We start from the raw sequence: 17,023 nt of genomic DNA, 5'->3' as shown, positions 1-17,023 counted from the left end.
TTCTCGATGCTATCGCTCACTTGCCACCTCCATGCAGCCCTCGAGCATGCGCTCGACGGCGTCCAGATGAGCCACCCGGCGCGCCTGGATCGCCATCTGGGCGAGCACGTCGGGGCGCAGCAGCGCGTCGAGCGCCTGCGTCAGCCGCTGCGGCGTCAACTCGCTCTGCTGTATCAGTTCGGCGCCACCGGCCGCGACCAGATGGCGCGCATTTTGTGTCTGGTGATCGTCCACCGCATGGGGGAACGGCACCAGCAGCGACGGCTTGGCCGCCGCGCTCAGTTCGGCGATCGTCAGCGCGCCGGCACGACAGACGATCAGGTCGGCCCAGGCATAGGCCTCGGCCATGTCATCGATGAAGTCACTCACCTCGGCGGCCACCCCGGCCTCGCGGTAACCCAGCTGGGTGGCGGACTCCTTGTCGCGACCGGCCTGATGGCGTACCGCCGGGCGGGTCTCGGCAGGTAGCGCCGCCAGCGCCTCGGGCAGGCGCTCGTTGAGCGCCTGCGCCCCCAGCGAGCCGCCCAGCACCAGCAGCCGCAGCGGACGCTCGGCCATCCCCCCCGCTGCCCGCGGCGACTCGCCCAGGCGCGCGATCTCTTCGCGCACCGGATTGCCCACCACCTCGGCACGCGCAGCCGGAAAGGCACCCGGGAAGGCGGCGTAGGTGCGCGTCGCCAGGCGCGACAGGGCGCGATTGGTCAGCCCGGCCACCGCGTTCTGCTCATGCACCAGCAGCGGCTTACCGCAGAGCCGCGCGGCAAGCCCGCCGGGGCCGCTGGCGAAGCCACCCAGCCCGATCACCAGCTGCGGGTCGAAGCGCTGGATCACGCGCCGCGCCTGCGCCACGGCGCGGCTCAGGCGCCACGGGATCGCCAGCCAGCCAGCCAGACCGTTGCCGCGCAGGCCAGCCACGTCGATCTGGTGCAGCACCAGTCCGGCCGCCGGCACCAACCGATTCTCGATGCCACGCGGGCTGCCCAGCCACTCCACCGTGACGCCGCGCTGGACCAGCGCCCGCGACAGCGACAGCGCCGGCACCACGTGGCCGCCGGTACCGCCGGCCATGATCAGGACGCGCTCGAGTTGGCTCATGTCTCGCTCCCCTGCGACTGCCGCGACACGGATCCCGGCGGCGGCTCCTGCGCCGCCGCCGCAGCACGCCGCTGGCTGCGCCGCACTTCGGCGTCGACCCGGAACAGCATCGCCACCATGATGCCGCTGACGATCAGGCTCGAGCCGCCGTAGCTCAGTAGCGGCAGCGTCAGCCCCTTGGTCGGCAGCATGCCCGAACTTACCGAGATATTGATGAAGGCCTGGGCGCCGATCACCAGCGCGATGCCGTAGCACAGGTAAGCGGCGAACGGCATCCGCGCCAGCTCCGCCTTGCGCCCGATGCGAAAGGCGCGGAACACCAGCAGGGCGAACAGCAGGATCACCCCCACCGCCCCGAACAGCCCCAGCTCCTCGGCCAACACCGCGAACACGAAGTCGGTGTGCGCCTCGGGCAGATAGAAGAGCTTCTGCACGCTATTGCCCAGTCCCAGACCCAACCAGTGTCCACGCCCGAAGGCGATCAGCGCCTGGGTCAGCTGATAGCCGGTGTTGTACTGGTCCGCCCAGGGATTGGCGAAGCTGGTGATACGCTGCAGGCGATAGGGCTCGGCCACGGCCAGCATCACCGCGCCCGAGCCGACCACGATCAGGATCAGCAGAAAGCGCCACAGCGGCGCGCCCGAGAGCAGCAACATGCCCATCACGCAGCCGGTCATCACCACCACGGCGCCGTAATCCGGTTCCAGAATCAGCAGAAAGCCGATCAGCGCCATCACCGCTAGCGGCCGCATAAAGGCGCCCCAGGTGCGTCGTACCTCGGGCAGGAAGCGCTCGAGGTAGCCGGCGACATAGACGATCATGAACAGCTTGGCGACCTCGGAGGCCTGGACGTTGACGATGCCCAGCGGAATCCAGCGCCGGCTGCCGTTGATCTCGCGCCCCACCAGCAGTACCAGCACCAGCAGCACCAACCCCATAATCAGCAGCATCGGCCCCTTCTCACGCCACCACCACAGCGGCAGACGCACCGCCAGCAGCCCGACCCCGATCGCCGCGAGCACGAAGATGCCGTGGCGAATACTGAAATAGTAGGGATTGCCGGTGAGACTGGCGGCGATCTCGGTGGACGCCGAGGTGACCATGACCCAGCCGATCAGCATCAGCGCCAATGCCGATAGCAGCAGCCAGCCATCGAAGGATTGATGGCGGGTGGTAAAGCGTTGTTCCAGCCCTTTCAACATGTGGCTTCCTGCCCTTGCGCCAGAATCTCGCGGAACGCCGCGCCGCGCGCCAGATAGTTGGGGAACTGATCGAGACTGGCGCAGGCCGGTGACAACAGCACGCAGTCGCCGGGCTCGGCGATGGCGGCAGCGCGACGCATCGCCTCGGCCAGGGTCTCGACCCGAGTCACCGGCAGGTGCCCGGCCAGCGCCGCGGCCAGGCGCTCGGCATCCTGGCCGAAGACCACCGCCTCGCGCGCGTGGCGCGCCAGCGGCGGTGCCAGCGGGGTGAAATCGGCGCCCTTGCCCACGCCCCCGCCAAGCCATACCAAGCGCCCGGTGAGCCCTTCGCCGACGCCGGCGATGGCGGCCAGGGTCGCGCCCACGTTGGTGCCCTTGGAGTCATTGATCCAACGCACGCCGTGGCGCTCGACCACCACCTCTCCGCGATGTGGCAGCCCGGCGAAACGCGTCAGTACCTGACGCATCGCCGCCCACGGCAGCCCCATCGCCTCACCGATGGCCGCTGCCGCCAGCGCGTTGGCCTGATTGTGGCGCCCCGCCATGGCCAGCTCGGAGACCGGCATCAGCCCCTCGGCGCCGCGACACAGCCAGGGCGCGTCGGCACCGGCGGGCACCGCCACCCCCCACTCGTCGGCGCCGGCGGGCGCGGAGCGGGTGAAGCGCACGCAGGGCAGCTGCGGGTCGTCGGGCCAGGTGGCGCTATCTTCGGCATTGACCACCGCCCGCTCGGCGCCGCGGAAGATACGCGCCTTGGCGGCGCGATAGCCGGCCATGTCACCATGGCGGTCGAGATGATCCTCGGAGAGATTGAGAAAAGCCGCACAGGCCGCATCCAGCGTCTCCAGGCTTTCAAGCTGAAAACTCGACAGCTCGAGCACGAACCAGGCCGCCTCGGGCCGGTCGAGCAGCAGATCCAGCGCCGCTTCGCCGAGATTGCCACCCACGGCGACATCGAGCCCCGCCTGCTGTGCCATCTCTCCCACCAGCGTGGTCACCGTGGACTTGGCATTGGAGCCGGTGATCGCCACCAGCGGCGCCTGGCAGTAACGCCGGAACAGCCCGATCTCACCCACCAGCTTGTGCCCGTAGGGCGCAAGCCCGGCGCCGACGGTATCCACCCCCGGACTCACCGCGATCTCGCTGAAGGCGTCCAGATCCAGCGCCTCGAGGGCGCCCAGATGCAGCGACACCTCGGGGAAGTCGGCGCGGAAGGCTTCCAGGCCCGGCGGTGCGCTACGCGTATCCGCCATGACGAAGGCTTCGCCCCGCGCGCGCAGAAAGCGCGCGATAGCACGCCCGGAGATACCCAGGCCCACCACCAGACGCGGGCCGGCCGGCAGGTCGTTGCCACGCTGCGATATCGAGCTCATGGGATCAGCGCAGCTTGAGTGTCGCCAGCCCCAGCAGGACCAGCATCACGGTGACGATCCAGAAGCGCACGATGACGCGCGGTTCGGGCCATCCCTTGAGTTCGAAATGGTGATGCAGCGGCGCCATACGGAAGATGCGCCGTCCGGTCAGCTTGTAGGAGCCCACCTGCAGGATCACCGAGACCGTCTCCATCACGAATACCCCGCCCATGATGAACAGCACGATCTCCTGACGCACGATCACCGCGACCACGCCCAGCGCGGCTCCCAGCGCCAGCGCGCCGACGTCCCCCATGAACACCTGTGCCGGATAGGTGTTGAACCACAGAAAGCCGAGCCCGGCCCCGGCGATGGTGCCGCAGAAGACCGCCAGTTCGCCGGCGCCGGGTACCTCGGGGATGTGTAAGTAGTGGGCGAACACCGCATTGCCGCTGGCGTAGGCGAACACCGCCAGCCCCATCGACACCAGCACGGTGGGCATGATCGCCAGGCCATCGAGCCCATCGGTCAGGTTGACCGCGTTGGAGCTGCCGACGATGACCAGATAGCTGAGCACCACGAAGAAGCCGCCGAGGGGAATCACCACATCCTTGAACAGCGGCACGATCAGGCTGATCTCGACCGGGCTGGCGGCGGTGAAGTAGAGCACCAGCGCCGCGCCGAGGCCGATCACCGACTGCCAGAAGTACTTCCAGCGTGCCGGCAGGCCGCGCGGATTCTTCTCCACCACCTTACGGAAGTCATCGACCCAGCCGATCGCGCCGAAGCCCAGCGTGACCGCCAGTACCAGCCACACGTAATGGTTGGTCAGATCGCCCCACAGCAGGGTGCTCACGGCAATCGAGATCAGTATCAGCGCGCCGCCCATGGTCGGCGTGCCGGCCTTGGAGAGGTGCGACTGCGGGCCGTCGTCGCGTACCGCCTGACCGATCTGGCGCTCGACCAGACGCTTGATCATCTGCGGCCCCATCCACAGGCTCAGGAAGAGCGCCGTCAGCGTCCCCAGGATGATGCGCAGGGTAAGATATCCGAAGACGTTGAAGGCACTTTGAAAATGCGTCAGCAGTTCAGCCAGAAAAAGCAGCATGAGTCCAATTCACCTTGAGGCGTCGTCACGCAGCGCGGTCACGAGTCGTTCCATGCCGGCACTGCGCGATCCCTTGACCAGTACGCTGGCGTGGGAAGGCAACTGATCACGGGCGAAGCGTTCGAGCGCCGCCCAGTCGTCGAAATGGTGGCCTTCGTCACCGAAGGCCTCGGCTGCAGCACGTGCCGGTTCCCCGAACGTGCCCAGACAATCGATACCGAGATCGCGCGCGGTGCGTCCCACCTCGGCGTGCAGCGCGGCCGACGCCGCCCCCATCTCCCCCATCGCGCCGAGGAAGCACCAGCGCGGTGCCGGCAGGGTCGCCAGGGTCTCCAGCGCGGCGCGCATGGCGCCGGGGTTGGCATTGTAGCTGTCGTCGATCAGACGGCTGCCGCGCACGCCCGCCACCACCTGCATGCGCCCGCTCAGCGCGGTGGTGGCGACGAGCCCGGCGACGATCTCGTCCGGCGCAAAACCCAGCGCGTGGGCCGCCGCTGCGGCCACCAGCGCATTGCGTACGTTGTGGCGCCCGATCAGCACCAGCTTTACCGTCAGCGCCGGGGCGTCCGGCAGCGAGAGCGTGAAAGCATACCGCCCGGCGTCATCACAGACCAGATCGTGGGCGGTGACGGCGGCCGGGGCGTCGATGGCGATGTCGAGCACGCGAGCGCTGCCCGCCAGCGCCCGCCATACCGGAAAATAGTGCTGCTGGCGGTCGAGCACGGCGACGCCTTCGCTGCCCAGGCCAGCGAGGATCTCGCCCTTGGCCTGGGCGATCTGACCCATGCCGCCGAACTCGCCCACATGCGCGCCGGTGACGTTGGTGATGATCGCCACCTGCGGCCGGGCCAGCGCCGTGGTCCAGGCGATCTCACCGAGATGGTTGGCACCCAGTTCCACCGCGGCGTAGCGATGATTCGCGCGCAGCCCGAGCAGGGTCAGCGGCGCGCCGATGTCATTGTTGAGATTGCCGCGGGTGGCCAGGGTCGGGGCGCGTCGGGAGAGAATCGCCGCGAGCAGCTCCTTGACCGTGGTCTTGCCGCTGTTGCCGGTGACCGCCACCAGCTCGCCCGCCCAAGACAGACGGTGCGCGCGCGCCAGCAACCCCAGCGCCAGGCGGGTATCCGGCACCACGATCTGCGCCAGTGGGTCGGCCACCGGGTGGGCGACCACCGCCCCCACCGCGCCGCGCTCGCGCGCCGTGGCAAGGAAGTCGTGCGCATCGAAGCGCTCGCCCTTGAGCGCCACCAGCAGGTCCCCCGGGGCCAGCTCGCGGGTGTCGGTGACGATCCGTTCGACCGCGCGATCGGCGGCGCCATCCGGGGCAACCCCGGGCGCCCCCAGGAGCGCGGCGATGGCGTTCAGACTCAGGTTCACGCCTGGGCCTCCCGTAGCGCACACGCCGCCCGCGCCTGCTCGAGATCGTCGAACGGATGGCGCACCCCGGCGATCTCCTGATAATCCTCGTGCCCCTTGCCGGCGATCAGCACGATGTCGTGGGGTCCGGCCTCGGCGATCACCCGCCGGATCGCCTCGCCACGACCATCGATCGCCCAGACGTCGGCTGCCGCCGTGGGCGACAGGCCGGCGACGATCTCGACGCGGATGGTCGCCGGATTCTCGCTGCGCGGGTTGTCGTCGGTCACCACCAGGCGGTCGGCATGGCGCTCGGCAACTGCCGCCATCAGTGGACGCTTGCCGCTGTCACGGTCGCCGCCGCAGCCGAACACGCACCACAGCTGGCTGTCCGCCTGGGCCGGCAGGTGGTCACGCAGGGCGGTCAGGGCATTGTCCAGTGCATCCGGCGTATGCGCGTAGTCGATCACCACGCTGGGCAGCTCGCTATCCGGCTCGCGTGGCAACCGTTGCATGCGCCCGGGGACCGGCGACAGCGACTGTGCCACCGGCCACAGCGTCGCCAGCGGCACGCCCAGACCATAGAGCGTGGCCATTGCCAGCAGCGCATTGTCGAGATTGAAGCGCCCCATCAGCGGCAGTTCGAGCAGGTGCTCGTCTTCCGGCGAGGCGACCACCGCGTGGAGCCCCTGCGGCAGCATCTCGCAGCCGGCCACGCGCAGCGTGGTCGCCTCGGCCGTGCCGGTCGCCAGCACGCGCACGCCGGGGGCCAGCCCCGCCAGCATCAGCCGCGTCAGCGGATCGTCGGCGTTGACCACCGCCAGCCGCAGCCCCTCGCGGCGGAACAGCTTGGCCTTCGCCGCGGCGTAGGCGGCCATGCTGCCGTGATAGTCGAGATGGTCACGACTCAGATTGGTGAAGACCGCGACCGCAATCGGGGTATCGCCGAGACGCTCCTGGGCCAGGGCGTGGGAGGAGACCTCCATGGCCACGCTCTCGACCCCCTCGCTGGCGAGCTCGCCCAGCATCTGCTGCAGTTCGAGCGGCCCCGGCGTGGTCTGGCGCGCCGCCTTGAGCCGCTGCGGGCGGCCATAGCCGAGCGTGCCGATCACCGCTGCCGGGCGCCCCACGGCCTCCAGCAGGGTGGCGATATAGTGGGTGACCGAACTCTTGCCGTTGGTGCCGGTGACACCGATCAGCGTCAGGCTATCGGGCACCGCGAACAGCTGGCGGCCGAATTCGGACTGCCGCTCGGTGAGCCCCGGCAGCGCCAGCACGCGGGCGTCGTCCCGCCACGCAGCATCCAGCCCGTCGGCCTCGGCCAGCACCAGCGCCGCGCCCTGCTCAAGCGCCGCGGCAATGAACTCGCGCCCGTCGCATGCCACCCCGGGCAGCGCGACGAACAGCTCGCCACCGCCGCTCACCCCGCGGCTGTCGAGCGCCAGCGCCACGCTGTCGGCCTCGGCCAGACGTCGGCGCAGCGGCGCCAGGTCGGCCTCCGGCCACAGCGACGCGAGCGCCTGGATCAGACGCGGGACATCGGCTTGGAGTGTCATGGGGCCGTCTCCTCCTCGGGCTGGTCCGGCGGTACGTCGAGCAGGCGCAGGGCGCTGCCGACCACACGGCTGAACACCGGCGCGGCAACCAGCCCGCCGTAATAGTCGCCTTTCTTGGGATTGTCGATCATCACCACGGTGACGATGCGCGGATTGGTGGCCGGAGCGATACCGGCGAACAGCCCACGGTAGGCGGTCTTCTGATAGCCGGTGCTCGTGACCTTGCGCACCGTACCGGTCTTGCCCGCGATCTGATAGCCGGGAACCATTGCCAGATGGCCGCCGGCATTGGGCTTGACGATCTGCTCCATCATCTCGAGCAGCTCATGCGCCACCTTGGGAGTCATCACCTGGTCGCTCTCCGGCTCGCCGCTGAGCTTGAGCAGCGAGGGATGCAGACGCTTGCCGTCATTGGCGATCGCGGTGTAGGCGCTGGCCAGCTGCAGCGGCGTGACCGCGATCCCGTAGCCGTAGGCCATCGCTGCCTGGGCGCTGCGCGGCAGATTGGTCAGCGACGGCAGGCTGCCGCTGTTCTCGCCCGGGAAGCCGGTGCCCGGCGACTGCCCCAGACCGAGCTGGCGATAGCGATTCCAGATGGTGTCCTTGGGCAGCGACAGCGCGATATGCGCCATGCCGATGTTGGAGGAGTGCAGCAAAATGCCCGCCGGCGTGAGCTTGCCGTAATTGCGGAAGTCGCGAATGGTGTAACCGTCCACCACCATCCAGCCCGGCGAGGTATCGATGACACTCTGCGGGGTGTACTCGCCGGAGGCCAGCGCCGCCGACATCGCCAGCGGCTTCATCACCGAGCCCGGCTCGATGGCATCGGTGATCGCCTGGTTGCGCAGCCCGCGCACGTCGACGTCGGAGCGGTTGTTGGGGTTGTAGGAGGGCAAGTTGGCCATCGCCAGCACCTCGCCGGTGTGGGCGTCGAGCATCACCAGCGAGCCGCCGTCGGCGTCGTTCTCACGCACCCCGGCCGCCAGCTCGCGGTAGGCCATGTACTGCAGACGCAGGTCGATCGACAGCTTGAGGTCACCGCCGGGTCGGGCGTCCTTGATCAGGTGCAGGTCACGCACCAGCCGGCCCTTGCGGTCCTGCAGCACGCGACGCTTGCCCGGCTCGCCGGTCAGATAGCGGTTGTAGGCGAGTTCGAGCCCCTCCTGGCCGCGGTCGTCGACATTGGTCACCCCGACCAGCTGCGCCGCCACCTCGCCCGACGGGTAGTAGCGCTTGTACTCGTCACGGGCGTAGACCCCGGACATCTGCAGGTCGATCGCCGGCTGCGCCTGCGCCGGGGTGAGCTGACGCCGCAGATACATGAACTCCTTCTGGGCATAGCGGCCGACGCGATCGCGCAGCTCCTGCGGATCGAGCTTGAGCGCCTGGGCCAGCAGGGTGAGCTGGATCGGATCCGTGGGCAACTCCTGCGGGTTGGCCCACAGCGTGACCACCGGCGTCGAGATCGCCAGCGGATCGCCGTTGCGATCGCTGATCATGCCGCGGTGGGCACCAATCGACTCTACCCGCAGGGTCCGTGCATCACCCTGGTCCTGCAGGAAGCTGCGGTCGATCACCTGCAGATAGACCACCCGCCCCACCAGCGCGGCGAGCGCAACCAGAATGACGCCCAGCATGAACCAGTAGCGCCCGCCCCCCAGCGGCGCGCCGGGGGCACGCGACTTGGGTGTGGCGGTGCGTCGGCGCGTGGCGCTCATGGGGTAATGACCTTGACGTCACCCACGCTCGGCACGCGCATGTCCAGGCGCTTGCTGGCGAGCGCCTCGATACGCGCCGGCGATGACCAGGTGCTCTCCTCCAGCAGCAGGCGGCCCCACTCGGTCTGCAGCGCATCGCGCTGGTTTTCGAGCTTCTGCAGCCGGGCGTACTGCAGCCGGGTAAGGTGGGACGTGCTGATGATCGCCAGCGCGCTGGCGAGGAGAGCGACGATGAGCAGGATCAGGATGATCGAACGGGTACCCGTACGGCGGGCGAATGGCCAGTCCCCAAAGAGAGGGGGCCTGCGTCTTCCTTGAACGGCCATGGAGCTCCTTTACGCCAACTTCTCGGCGATGCGCATCACCGCGCTGCGCGCACGGGGATTGCCATCGACTTCGCGCTCACCGGGGCGCAGTGCCTTGCTCACCGGCTTGAGCCGCTTGTTGAGCTGATCCTCGCGTATCGGCATGCCGCGGGGCAAGTGGGTGTCGCCGCGGGATTGATCGCGAATGAAGCGCTTGACCAGCCGATCCTCGAGCGAGTGAAAACTGATCACCACCAGGCGTCCGCCCGGGGCGAGGGTCTCCAGCGCCGCGCTCAGCGCGCGCTCGAGCTGGCCCAGCTCGTCGTTGAGATGAATGCGGATCGCCTGGAACACCCGGGTCGCCGGATGCTTGCCCTTCTCCCAGGCAGGGTGCGCGGCCTTGACGATCTCGGCCAGCTGCTGGGTGCGCGCGATCGGGGCCTCGCGACGCGCCGCGACGATGGCCCGCGCGATACGCTTGGCGAAGCGCTCCTCGCCGTAGGTCTTGAACACCCGCGCCATCTCCTGCTCGTCGCTGTGCGCGATCCAGGCGGCGGCACCGACCCCGGAGTCGGGGTCCATGCGCATGTCGAGGGGGCCATCACGCAGGAAGCTGAAACCGCGCTCGGGGTCGTCGAGCTGCGGCGAGGAGACGCCGACGTCGAGCAGCACGCCATCGAGCCGGCCGGCCAGCCCTGCGTCTGCGGCGTGCCGATCCAGCTCGGCGAAGACCCCGGGGCAGATCTGGAAGCGCGGATCGGTGATCGCCGCGGCCGCGGCCAGCGCGGCGGGATCACGGTCGATCGCCAGCAGCCGCCCTTCGGGGGCCAGGCGCTCGAGAATCGCGCGCGAGTGGCCGCCGCGCCCGAAGGTACCATCCAGGTAGCAGCCGTGCGGCGAGCGCACCAGGGCATCGACGGCGCCATCGAGCAGCACACTGGTGTGGCGGTAGTCCGGCGAGCCGGCCGCGCCATCGTCGGGTGCCTGTGGAGCCTTGTCGCGGTGCAGCATGCGGATCTCGGTATTCGAACGGCGAAGAAAAGAGGTGGGAGTCGGCCGATAAGCCGGGTTCTGTCGAGGACAGTCATTCATCTAGGAGGCACGTCGCCATGCCTCTCGAGCAACCTACCCGGATCCAGCGCGGGCCGCGCCGAAGGATCCCTATTTGGTCTTGCTCCAGGTGGGGTTTACCGTGCCACGCACTGTTACCAGGCGCGCGGTGCGCTCTTACCGCACCCTTTCACCCTTACCGGCCGCCGAAGCGGCTTAGGCGGTCTACTCTCTGCTGCACTGGCCGTCGGCTTGCGCCGCCCAGGCATTACCTGGCACCTTGCCCTATGGAGCCCGGACTTTCCTCCCCCGGATCAACCGGCGGCGACTGTCTGGCCAACTCCCAAGCGCGCAAGAATAGCAGCACCCCCTGCCCCTCTCAACACTGGGCTTGAGCCATCGACTCAAGGCGCCCCGACTGTCGCCGAATGCCGACGCACCGAGCGTCTCTCAATATGCGTCGGACTGCTGCGCCAGGGCCAGCTGATACCACTGCTTGCGACGCCCACCGAGCACTTTCGTCGCCACCGCCGCCGCACTCTTGACGCCGACGCCTTCGGCCAGCATCGCGGCGATCAGCGCCTCGCCCTCGGCGGTGTCCGCAGCGCGCTCGGCGGGCTCGGCTCCGGCCACCATGACCACGAATTCGCCGCGGGTCTGGTCCGGGTCCGCCGCCATGCGCGCCAGCAGCTCGTCGGGTGTGCCCTCGAGCAGTGTCTCGAAGGTCTTGGTCAGCTCCCGCGCCAGCACCACCCGACGCGCGCCCAGCGTCGCTTCCAGATCGGCGAGCAGATCGCGAATCCGGTGCGGTGACTCATAGAAGACGCGCGTCTCGGTGCGCTCGGCATCCGCTTCCAGCTGGCGCCGGCGCGCCGCCGACTTGGCCGGCAGAAAGCCCTCGAACAGGAAGCGGTCAGTGGGCAGCCCGGCCACGCTGAGGGCCGCCACCAGCGCGCAGGCACCGGGCACCGGCACCACCCGGAACCCACTGCGGCGCAGCTCGCGCACCAGCACGAACCCCGGATCGGAGATCAGCGGCGTACCAGCATCGCTGACCAGCGCCAGCCGTTCGCCCGCCGCCAGCCGCTCGCGCAGCCACTCGGCACGGGCGGCCTCGTTGTGCTCGTGCAGCGAGACCAGTGGGCGCTCGATCCCCAGATGGCGCAGCAGGCGCTGAGTGTGCCGGGTATCCTCGGCGGCGATCCGGTCGACCTCGCCCAGCACCCGCGCGGCGCGGGCGCTCAAGTCCTCGAGATTCCCAATCGGCGTGGCGACCACGTACAATACGCCTTCATTTGTCTCGCTCATTCGGTAACATCCGGGTTGGGTGCATGGGGAAGATCCTGTGCCAGGTGTCGCGCGCCCGAGCTGCTCGTCGCTCGGGTCGACACCGCCTCACGTTGTCGCCGCGGGTGCCCCGCCTTCATCGCGAGCGCCCGGCAGCGAGAGTTCAGGGAGTCGTTCCGACGGCCGCCACCGCTGGCCGGCAGTCACCAGCGGAACGAGGGAACCGAGACCGGCCGCCGTCACCGCCAATGGGGCGCGACAGCGCACGGCCTCTCAGATACGGAAAAGGGACAGACACTATGCGTTACGCCCTGCGGCGACTTCTCCTGCCGGCGATGGCAGCCTTGATCCTGGCCGGCTGCGCCGGACCCGGCATGATGCCGGGCAGCAGCGGGCCCGACGCCCAGACACTGCTCGACCAGGCCCGCAGCCAGAGCGGCCAGCAGGCCGCGACCACGCGCCTCCAGGCGGCGGAGATTCTAGCACGCCAGGGGGATACCCGGCAGGCGCTGCAGATCGTGAGCCAGGTCGACGGCGCCCAGCTCGACCCCGCCCTGCGCGTGCGCTGGGCGCTGGTGATGTCGGACGCCGGCCTTGCCGAGAAGGATGGCTGGAGCGTGGTCCGCGCCACCGACATCCTCGACAGCGGCATCGCTATCCCCAGCGCCGACGCCCAGACGCTGCGCTATCGCCGCGGCATCGCGCTGGACATGATCGGCGAACCCGAGGCCGCCGCCGACCTGCTCATCGGCCTGCAGCGCGACAACGCCCCGTATGAGCTCAACGACGAGATCTGGAAACCGTTGTCACGCCTGAGCCCGGCCGGTCTCGACAAACTCGCCGCCAGCAGCAACGACACTATCACCCAGGGCTGGGTGGACCTGGCGCGCCTCTACCGCAGCGCCAGCGGCGATGTCGCAGGCCTGTTCGACCGTCTCGACCAGTGGCGCAGCCGCTATCCCGACCACCCGGCCAATCGCCGCCTGCCGCAGGAGCTCAGCGCCCTGCACCAGGTCGAGGGTCGCGATATCGACCGCGTCGCCGTGTTGCTGCCCGAGAGCGGCCCCCTGGCCAATGTCGCCAAGGCGATCCGCCAGGGCATGCAGGCGCGCCTCGACGACGCCCGCGCCCAGGGCGAGAAGGTGCCCGCGCTCACCTTCATCGATTCGAGCCAGCAGGACATCGATGCGCTCTATGCCCAGGCCACCCTCGACGGCGCCCAGGCGGTGATCGGGCCACTGAGCAAGGACACGGTCAATCAGCTGGAGACACACGCCAGCGTGCCGCTGCCGACCCTGGCCCTGAACTACGGCGAGCACGCGCGCAACCAGGCTTCCGGGCTGTTCCAGTATGGCCTCTCCGCCGAGGACGAAGCACGCCAGGTGGCCCAGCGCGCCTATCTCGACGGCCACCGCCGTGCCGGCATCATGGTCCCCGACAACGAGTGGGGCTCACGGGTACTGGCGGCGTTCCGCGACCGCTGGCAGCGCGACGGCGGCGAGATCGCCTCGGTGGTCAGCTACCCCCCCTCGGGCTCGGTTACCCAGGCCGTCAGCCAGATGCTCAAGAAAGGCCCGTCGAAACCGGACATGCTGTTCCTGCTCGCCCTGCCCAGCTACGCCCGCCAGGTGCCGCCGACGCTCGACTTCTACTACGCCAGCAAGCTGCCGGTGTATGCCACCTCGCAGATCTACGAAGGCACGCCGCAGCCGCGCGCCGACCACGATCTCAACGACGTTCAGTTCGTCGATCTGCCTTGGATGATCCCCGACGCCGCCGCCGGCGGGGTCGACGCCCTGCCCTACGCCACCACCTACCGCCAGCTGGCGACCCAGGACGACCCCGGCCTGCTCAAGCTCAACGCCATGGGCGTGGACGCGCTGGAACTGGCGCGTCGGCTGCCGCTGCTGCAAGCCCTGCCCAGCACCCAGGTGTACGGCGCCACAGGCAACCTGCAGGCGCGTGACGACGGGCGCATCCAGCGCACCCTGCCCTGGGCCGTGTTCCAGGCCGGCGTCCCTCAGCCGCTGCTCGCCTCCCCCGGTGCGACCCTGGGCGATGGCGGCCAGCAGACGCCGAGCGACGCCGGCACCAGCGGCAGCACACCGAACGCCAGCAGCGCGACCGCCGCCGGCGGCGATATTCCCGGCGACCCGCTCGGCCCGGCCGCGGGCAACACAAGCGATGCCGCGGCAGACTGACGCCCGCGCCCGCGGGCAGGCGATGGAACAAGCCGCCGCCCGCTGGTTGACCACTCGCGGCCTCACGCTGGTGGCCAGCAACCAGCACGCCAAGGGCGGCGAGATCGACCTGGTGATGCGCGACGGCGACACCCTGGTGTTCGTCGAAGTGCGCCACCGCCGGCGGTCCGACTACGGCCACCCGCTGGAGACGATCACCGCCGCCAAGCAGCGCCGCCTCGTCCGCGCGGCGCGTTTTTATCTCCAGGCACAGCGGCTATCATGTCCGTGCCGCTTCGACGTCGTCGGCGTCACCGGCAGCCAGCCCGATCTCGAATTCGACTGGATTCGTGCCGCATTCGACGCATATTAACCGTCCAATAGGCGATCCATGGACTTTCAAGCACGCATACTCGATCACTTCAACGCCAGCATCGACACCAAGACCTACGCCAGCGAGGTGCTTCCGCCCTTCATCGAGGTCGCCAGCCAGATGATGGTCCAGTGCCTGGTCAGCGAGGGCAAGATTCTGGCCTGCGGCAACGGCGGCAGCGCCGGCGACAGCCAGCACTTCTCCTCGGAGCTGCTCAACCGCTTCGAGCGCGAACGCCCCAGCCTGCCGGCCCTGGCTCTGACCACAGACACCTCGACGCTGACCTCGATCGCCAACGACTACAGCTACAACGACGTCTTCTCCAAGCAGATCCGGGCCCTGGGTCAGCCGGGCGACATCCTGCTCGCCATCTCCACCAGCGGCAACTCGGCCAACGTAGTGCAGGCGATCCAGGCCGCCCACGACCGCGAGATGAGCGTGGTCGCCCTGACCGGCCGCGACGGCGGCGACATGGCCTCACTGCTGGGCCAGGAGGATTGCGAGATCCGCGTGCCGGCGACTTCCACCGCGCGCATCCAGGAAGTCCATCTACTGGTCATCCACTGTCTATGCGACTTGATCGATCAACAACTTTTCGGCAGCAACGAGTGAACCCCATGAAGAAGACACTGATTCTCTCCGCATGCGTGATCGCCCTGCTCACCCTGGGCGGCTGTGCCAGTCAGAACACCCAGGAGAACTACGCCGAGCGCACGCCAGGGGCGAAGGTCGAGGACAGCACCATCCAGAGCAAGATCTTCGATGACCTGCAGGCGGCCGATGCGCGCTTCGGCGACGCTCACATCAACGTCGACAGCTACAACAGCAACGTACTGCTGACCGGCCAGGTGCCCAGCCAGGAGCTCAAGCAGAAGGCCAGCGAGATCGCCCAGCAGGTGCGCAGCGTGCGCCAGGTCCACAACGAGCTGATGGTCTCGGCCAACACCCCGGTCAGCCAGCGTATGACCGACACCTGGATCACCGGGCGCATCAAGGCCAACCTGGTCGCCAACGAAGATATCGACGCCAACCTGATCCGCGTGATCACCGAAAACGGCACGGTCTACCTCATGGGCCTGGTGACCCAGAAGCAGGCCGGCGAAGTGGTCAACGCCGCCTCGGGCGTCGGCGGCGTACAGCGCATCGTCAAGGTCTTCGAATACCTCAACTGAAGCCGCTAGCGTCGAGTCAGACCGGCGCGAAGCCGACTGCACCCACGCAAGCATGAAAAAACCGCCGCCGAGATCGACTCGGCGGCGGTTTTTTGTCCCTGCGCGATGGCAGGAATGGCGTCAGCCGACTACTTGACGATACGCAGCGACGGCTTGCCCTTCTCGGGGCGAGGCCCCTCGTCGACGTCAGACGCTTCGGCACTGGTCGAGGCCTCTTCGACGCTCTCGAGCGCCGGACGGCCGTCGTCTTCCAGTTCCGCTTCTTCGTCGGCGGAGAACTCGGGCATCACCGGCTCCTGCCCGAACACCATGCCGACACCGTTCTCACGCGCGTAGATAGCGATCAAGGCATCGGTCGGCACCACCACCTGCATCGGTTGGCCGCTGAAGCGGGCACCGAAGGTCAGCGCAGCGTTGTCGATCTGCAGGTCGCGCACCGCAGCCGGGGCGATATTGAGCACGATCTGGCCGTTCTGCACGAACTGCTGCGGCACGCGCACGCCAGGCTTGCCGGCGTCGACCACGATATAGGGCGTCTGATCGTTGTCGAGCAGCCATTCATACAGGGCTCGCGCCAGATAGGGACGACTGGTCAGCATGTCACCTCCTTCTCGAGCGGCTTGACCGGCGGGCGGTCTCAGCTGCGCATTTCACGTTCGGACTCGGACAGCGACGCCTTGAAGGCATCGCGCGCGAACACGCGCTCCATGTAGCTCATCAGCGGCTTGACCTGCTTCTCCGGCAGCTCCACGCCCAGCGCCGGCAGACGCCACAGAATCGGCGCGATGCAGCAGTCGACCAGGGTGAACTCTTCGCTCATGAAGTAGGGCATGTCCTCGAAGATCGGCGAAATGCCAGCCAGGCTCTCACGCAGCTCCTTGCGCGCCTTCTCGGCATCCTTCTTGGGCCCCTGCTGGATCTGTTCGACCAGCGGGCACCACTCGCGTTCGATGCGGTGCATCCACAGGCGGCTCTGCGCGCGCGCCACCGGATAGACCGGCAGCAGCGGCGGATGCGGGAAGCGCTCGTCGAGATACTCCATCATCACCTTGGACTCGTAGAGCACCAGGTCACGATCGAGCAGCGTGGGCACGCTGTTGTAGGGGTTGAGATCGGCGAGCTCGGCGTTGTGCTCGTCGGCCGAGACATCCAGGATATCGACGGCAACCCCCTTTTCGGCCAGCACGATTCTCACGCGATGACTGAAGTGATCATCGCTGCCGGAGTAGAAAGTCATCGACGATCGCTTGGCCACTACACCCATGAAAC

At 68.4% G+C, this 17,023-nt stretch carries 16 protein-coding genes and 1 other RNA gene; 4 read left to right on the top strand and 13 right to left on the bottom strand.

Translation table 11 applies throughout. The annotated features are described in order from the left end of the window. Nucleotides 1–9: 9 nt before the first annotated feature. The 11 genes from murG to rsmI all read right to left on the bottom strand — a co-directional run bounded on the left by murG (nt 10) and on the right by rsmI (nt 12,050). Nucleotides 10–1,095, bottom strand: coding sequence for an undecaprenyldiphospho-muramoylpentapeptide beta-N-acetylglucosaminyltransferase (gene murG, locus ABV408_RS07580; RefSeq protein WP_353981826.1), 1,086 nt, complete (start codon nt 1,093–1,095; stop codon nt 10–12). Then, nucleotides 1,092–2,297 carry a putative lipid II flippase FtsW gene (ftsW, locus tag ABV408_RS07575; protein WP_353981825.1) on the bottom strand — a complete coding sequence of 402 codons (1,206 nt, stop codon included), beginning with the start codon at nt 2,295–2,297 and terminating at the stop codon, nt 1,092–1,094. The genes murG and ftsW overlap by 4 nt, the downstream gene beginning before the upstream one ends. Then, entirely contained in the window at nt 2,291–3,670 is a 1,380-nt protein-coding gene (gene murD, locus ABV408_RS07570; RefSeq protein ID WP_353981824.1) for a UDP-N-acetylmuramoyl-L-alanine--D-glutamate ligase, read from the bottom strand. Before murD ends, ftsW begins: the two co-directional genes overlap by 7 nt. Before the next feature lie 4 nt (nt 3,671–3,674). Further along, entirely contained in the window at nt 3,675–4,757 is a 1,083-nt protein-coding gene (mraY, locus tag ABV408_RS07565) for a phospho-N-acetylmuramoyl-pentapeptide-transferase (protein WP_110676267.1), read from the bottom strand. Nucleotides 4,758–4,766: 9 nt separating this feature from the next. Next, on the bottom strand, nt 4,767–6,134 hold the full coding sequence (gene murF, locus ABV408_RS07560) for a UDP-N-acetylmuramoyl-tripeptide--D-alanyl-D-alanine ligase (protein ID WP_353981823.1): 1,368 nt from the start codon (nt 6,132–6,134) through the stop codon (nt 4,767–4,769). Further along, nucleotides 6,131–7,669, bottom strand: coding sequence for a UDP-N-acetylmuramoyl-L-alanyl-D-glutamate--2,6-diaminopimelate ligase (locus ABV408_RS07555; RefSeq protein WP_353981822.1), 1,539 nt, complete (start codon nt 7,667–7,669; stop codon nt 6,131–6,133). Before ABV408_RS07555 ends, murF begins: the two co-directional genes overlap by 4 nt. Then, nucleotides 7,666–9,387 carry a penicillin-binding protein 2 gene (locus ABV408_RS07550; RefSeq protein ID WP_353981821.1) on the bottom strand — a complete coding sequence of 574 codons (1,722 nt, stop codon included), beginning with the start codon at nt 9,385–9,387 and terminating at the stop codon, nt 7,666–7,668. The genes ABV408_RS07555 and ABV408_RS07550 overlap by 4 nt, the downstream gene beginning before the upstream one ends. Beyond that, nucleotides 9,384–9,713, bottom strand: a complete 330-nt coding sequence (ftsL, locus tag ABV408_RS07545; protein WP_207037349.1) for a cell division protein FtsL — start codon at nt 9,711–9,713, stop codon at nt 9,384–9,386. The genes ABV408_RS07550 and ftsL overlap by 4 nt, the downstream gene beginning before the upstream one ends. A gap of 9 nt (nt 9,714–9,722) precedes the next feature. Beyond that, nucleotides 9,723–10,703 carry a 16S rRNA (cytosine(1402)-N(4))-methyltransferase RsmH gene (rsmH, locus tag ABV408_RS07540; RefSeq protein WP_353981820.1) on the bottom strand — a complete coding sequence of 327 codons (981 nt, stop codon included), beginning with the start codon at nt 10,701–10,703 and terminating at the stop codon, nt 9,723–9,725. A gap of 33 nt (nt 10,704–10,736) precedes the next feature. Then, nucleotides 10,737–11,086: RNase P RNA component class A (gene rnpB / locus ABV408_RS07535), an RNA gene on the bottom strand. 106 nt (nt 11,087–11,192) lie between these two features. Further along, on the bottom strand, nt 11,193–12,050 hold the full coding sequence (rsmI, locus tag ABV408_RS07530) for a 16S rRNA (cytidine(1402)-2'-O)-methyltransferase (RefSeq protein WP_353981819.1): 858 nt from the start codon (nt 12,048–12,050) through the stop codon (nt 11,193–11,195). A gap of 278 nt (nt 12,051–12,328) precedes the next feature. Here rsmI and ABV408_RS07525 point away from each other — a divergent pair, with 278 nt between their 5' ends. Genes ABV408_RS07525 through ABV408_RS07510 form a run of 4 tightly spaced genes read left to right on the top strand, consistent with a single transcriptional unit; the run spans nt 12,329 to nt 15,754 of the window. Further along, nucleotides 12,329–14,230: a penicillin-binding protein activator gene (locus tag ABV408_RS07525; RefSeq protein WP_353981818.1), complete on the top strand. Its 1,902-nt coding sequence runs from the start codon at nt 12,329–12,331 to the stop codon at nt 14,228–14,230. Then, nucleotides 14,214–14,582 carry a YraN family protein gene (locus tag ABV408_RS07520; protein ID WP_353981817.1) on the top strand — a complete coding sequence of 123 codons (369 nt, stop codon included), beginning with the start codon at nt 14,214–14,216 and terminating at the stop codon, nt 14,580–14,582. Before ABV408_RS07525 ends, ABV408_RS07520 begins: the two co-directional genes overlap by 17 nt. An 18-nt stretch (nt 14,583–14,600) precedes the next feature. Beyond that, entirely contained in the window at nt 14,601–15,194 is a 594-nt protein-coding gene (locus tag ABV408_RS07515; protein ID WP_035473784.1) for a phosphoheptose isomerase, read from the top strand. Between the two features lie 5 nt (nt 15,195–15,199). Then, complete coding sequence (locus ABV408_RS07510; protein ID WP_353981816.1) at nt 15,200–15,754, top strand: BON domain-containing protein; 555 nt, start codon at nt 15,200–15,202, stop codon at nt 15,752–15,754. 128 nt (nt 15,755–15,882) lie between these two features. On the opposite strand, the gene ABV408_RS07505 is transcribed toward ABV408_RS07510, so the two are convergent. Together ABV408_RS07505 and sspA are read right to left on the bottom strand one after the other, a co-directional pair. Continuing rightward, entirely contained in the window at nt 15,883–16,353 is a 471-nt protein-coding gene (locus tag ABV408_RS07505) for a ClpXP protease specificity-enhancing factor (protein ID WP_353981815.1), read from the bottom strand. A 38-nt stretch (nt 16,354–16,391) separates the two neighbouring features. Further along, complete coding sequence (gene sspA, locus ABV408_RS07500) at nt 16,392–17,018, bottom strand: stringent starvation protein SspA (RefSeq protein WP_106420484.1); 627 nt, start codon at nt 17,016–17,018, stop codon at nt 16,392–16,394. Nucleotides 17,019–17,023: the final 5 nt, after the last annotated feature.

The sequence above is a fragment of the Salinicola endophyticus genome (genome assembly GCF_040536835.1).
In the GTDB taxonomy this organism is placed as follows: domain Bacteria; phylum Pseudomonadota; class Gammaproteobacteria; order Pseudomonadales; family Halomonadaceae; genus Salinicola; species Salinicola endophyticus_A.
Note: the sequence above shows the minus strand (reverse complement) of the source record. Positions and strands in the feature narration are given on the sequence as shown.

Bases quoted from the DNA above. Each gene is read 5' to 3' on its own strand.
- sspA (WP_106420484.1), bottom strand. From the start codon at position 17,018: ATGGGTGTAGTGGCCAAGCGATCGTCGATGACTTTCTACTCCGGCAGC.
- rsmH (WP_353981820.1), bottom strand. From the start codon at position 10,703: ATGCTGCACCGCGACAAGGCTCCACAGGCACCCGACGATGGCGCGGCC.
- murD (WP_353981824.1), bottom strand. From the start codon at position 3,670: ATGAGCTCGATATCGCAGCGTGGCAACGACCTGCCGGCCGGCCCGCGT.
- ABV408_RS07525 (WP_353981818.1), top strand. From the start codon at position 12,329: ATGCGTTACGCCCTGCGGCGACTTCTCCTGCCGGCGATGGCAGCCTTG.
- ABV408_RS07505 (WP_353981815.1), bottom strand. From the start codon at position 16,353: ATGCTGACCAGTCGTCCCTATCTGGCGCGAGCCCTGTATGAATGGCTG.
- rsmI (WP_353981819.1), bottom strand. From the start codon at position 12,050: ATGAGCGAGACAAATGAAGGCGTATTGTACGTGGTCGCCACGCCGATT.
- ABV408_RS07550 (WP_353981821.1), bottom strand. From the start codon at position 9,387: ATGAGCGCCACGCGCCGACGCACCGCCACACCCAAGTCGCGTGCCCCC.
- mraY (WP_110676267.1), bottom strand. From the start codon at position 4,757: ATGCTGCTTTTTCTGGCTGAACTGCTGACGCATTTTCAAAGTGCCTTC.
- ABV408_RS07520 (WP_353981817.1), top strand. From the start codon at position 14,214: ATGCCGCGGCAGACTGACGCCCGCGCCCGCGGGCAGGCGATGGAACAA.
- ABV408_RS07555 (WP_353981822.1), bottom strand. From the start codon at position 7,669: ATGACACTCCAAGCCGATGTCCCGCGTCTGATCCAGGCGCTCGCGTCG.
- ftsL (WP_207037349.1), bottom strand. From the start codon at position 9,713: ATGGCCGTTCAAGGAAGACGCAGGCCCCCTCTCTTTGGGGACTGGCCA.
- ftsW (WP_353981825.1), bottom strand. From the start codon at position 2,297: ATGTTGAAAGGGCTGGAACAACGCTTTACCACCCGCCATCAATCCTTC.
- ABV408_RS07515 (WP_035473784.1), top strand. From the start codon at position 14,601: ATGGACTTTCAAGCACGCATACTCGATCACTTCAACGCCAGCATCGAC.
- murG (WP_353981826.1), bottom strand. From the start codon at position 1,095: ATGAGCCAACTCGAGCGCGTCCTGATCATGGCCGGCGGTACCGGCGGC.
- ABV408_RS07510 (WP_353981816.1), top strand. From the start codon at position 15,200: ATGAAGAAGACACTGATTCTCTCCGCATGCGTGATCGCCCTGCTCACC.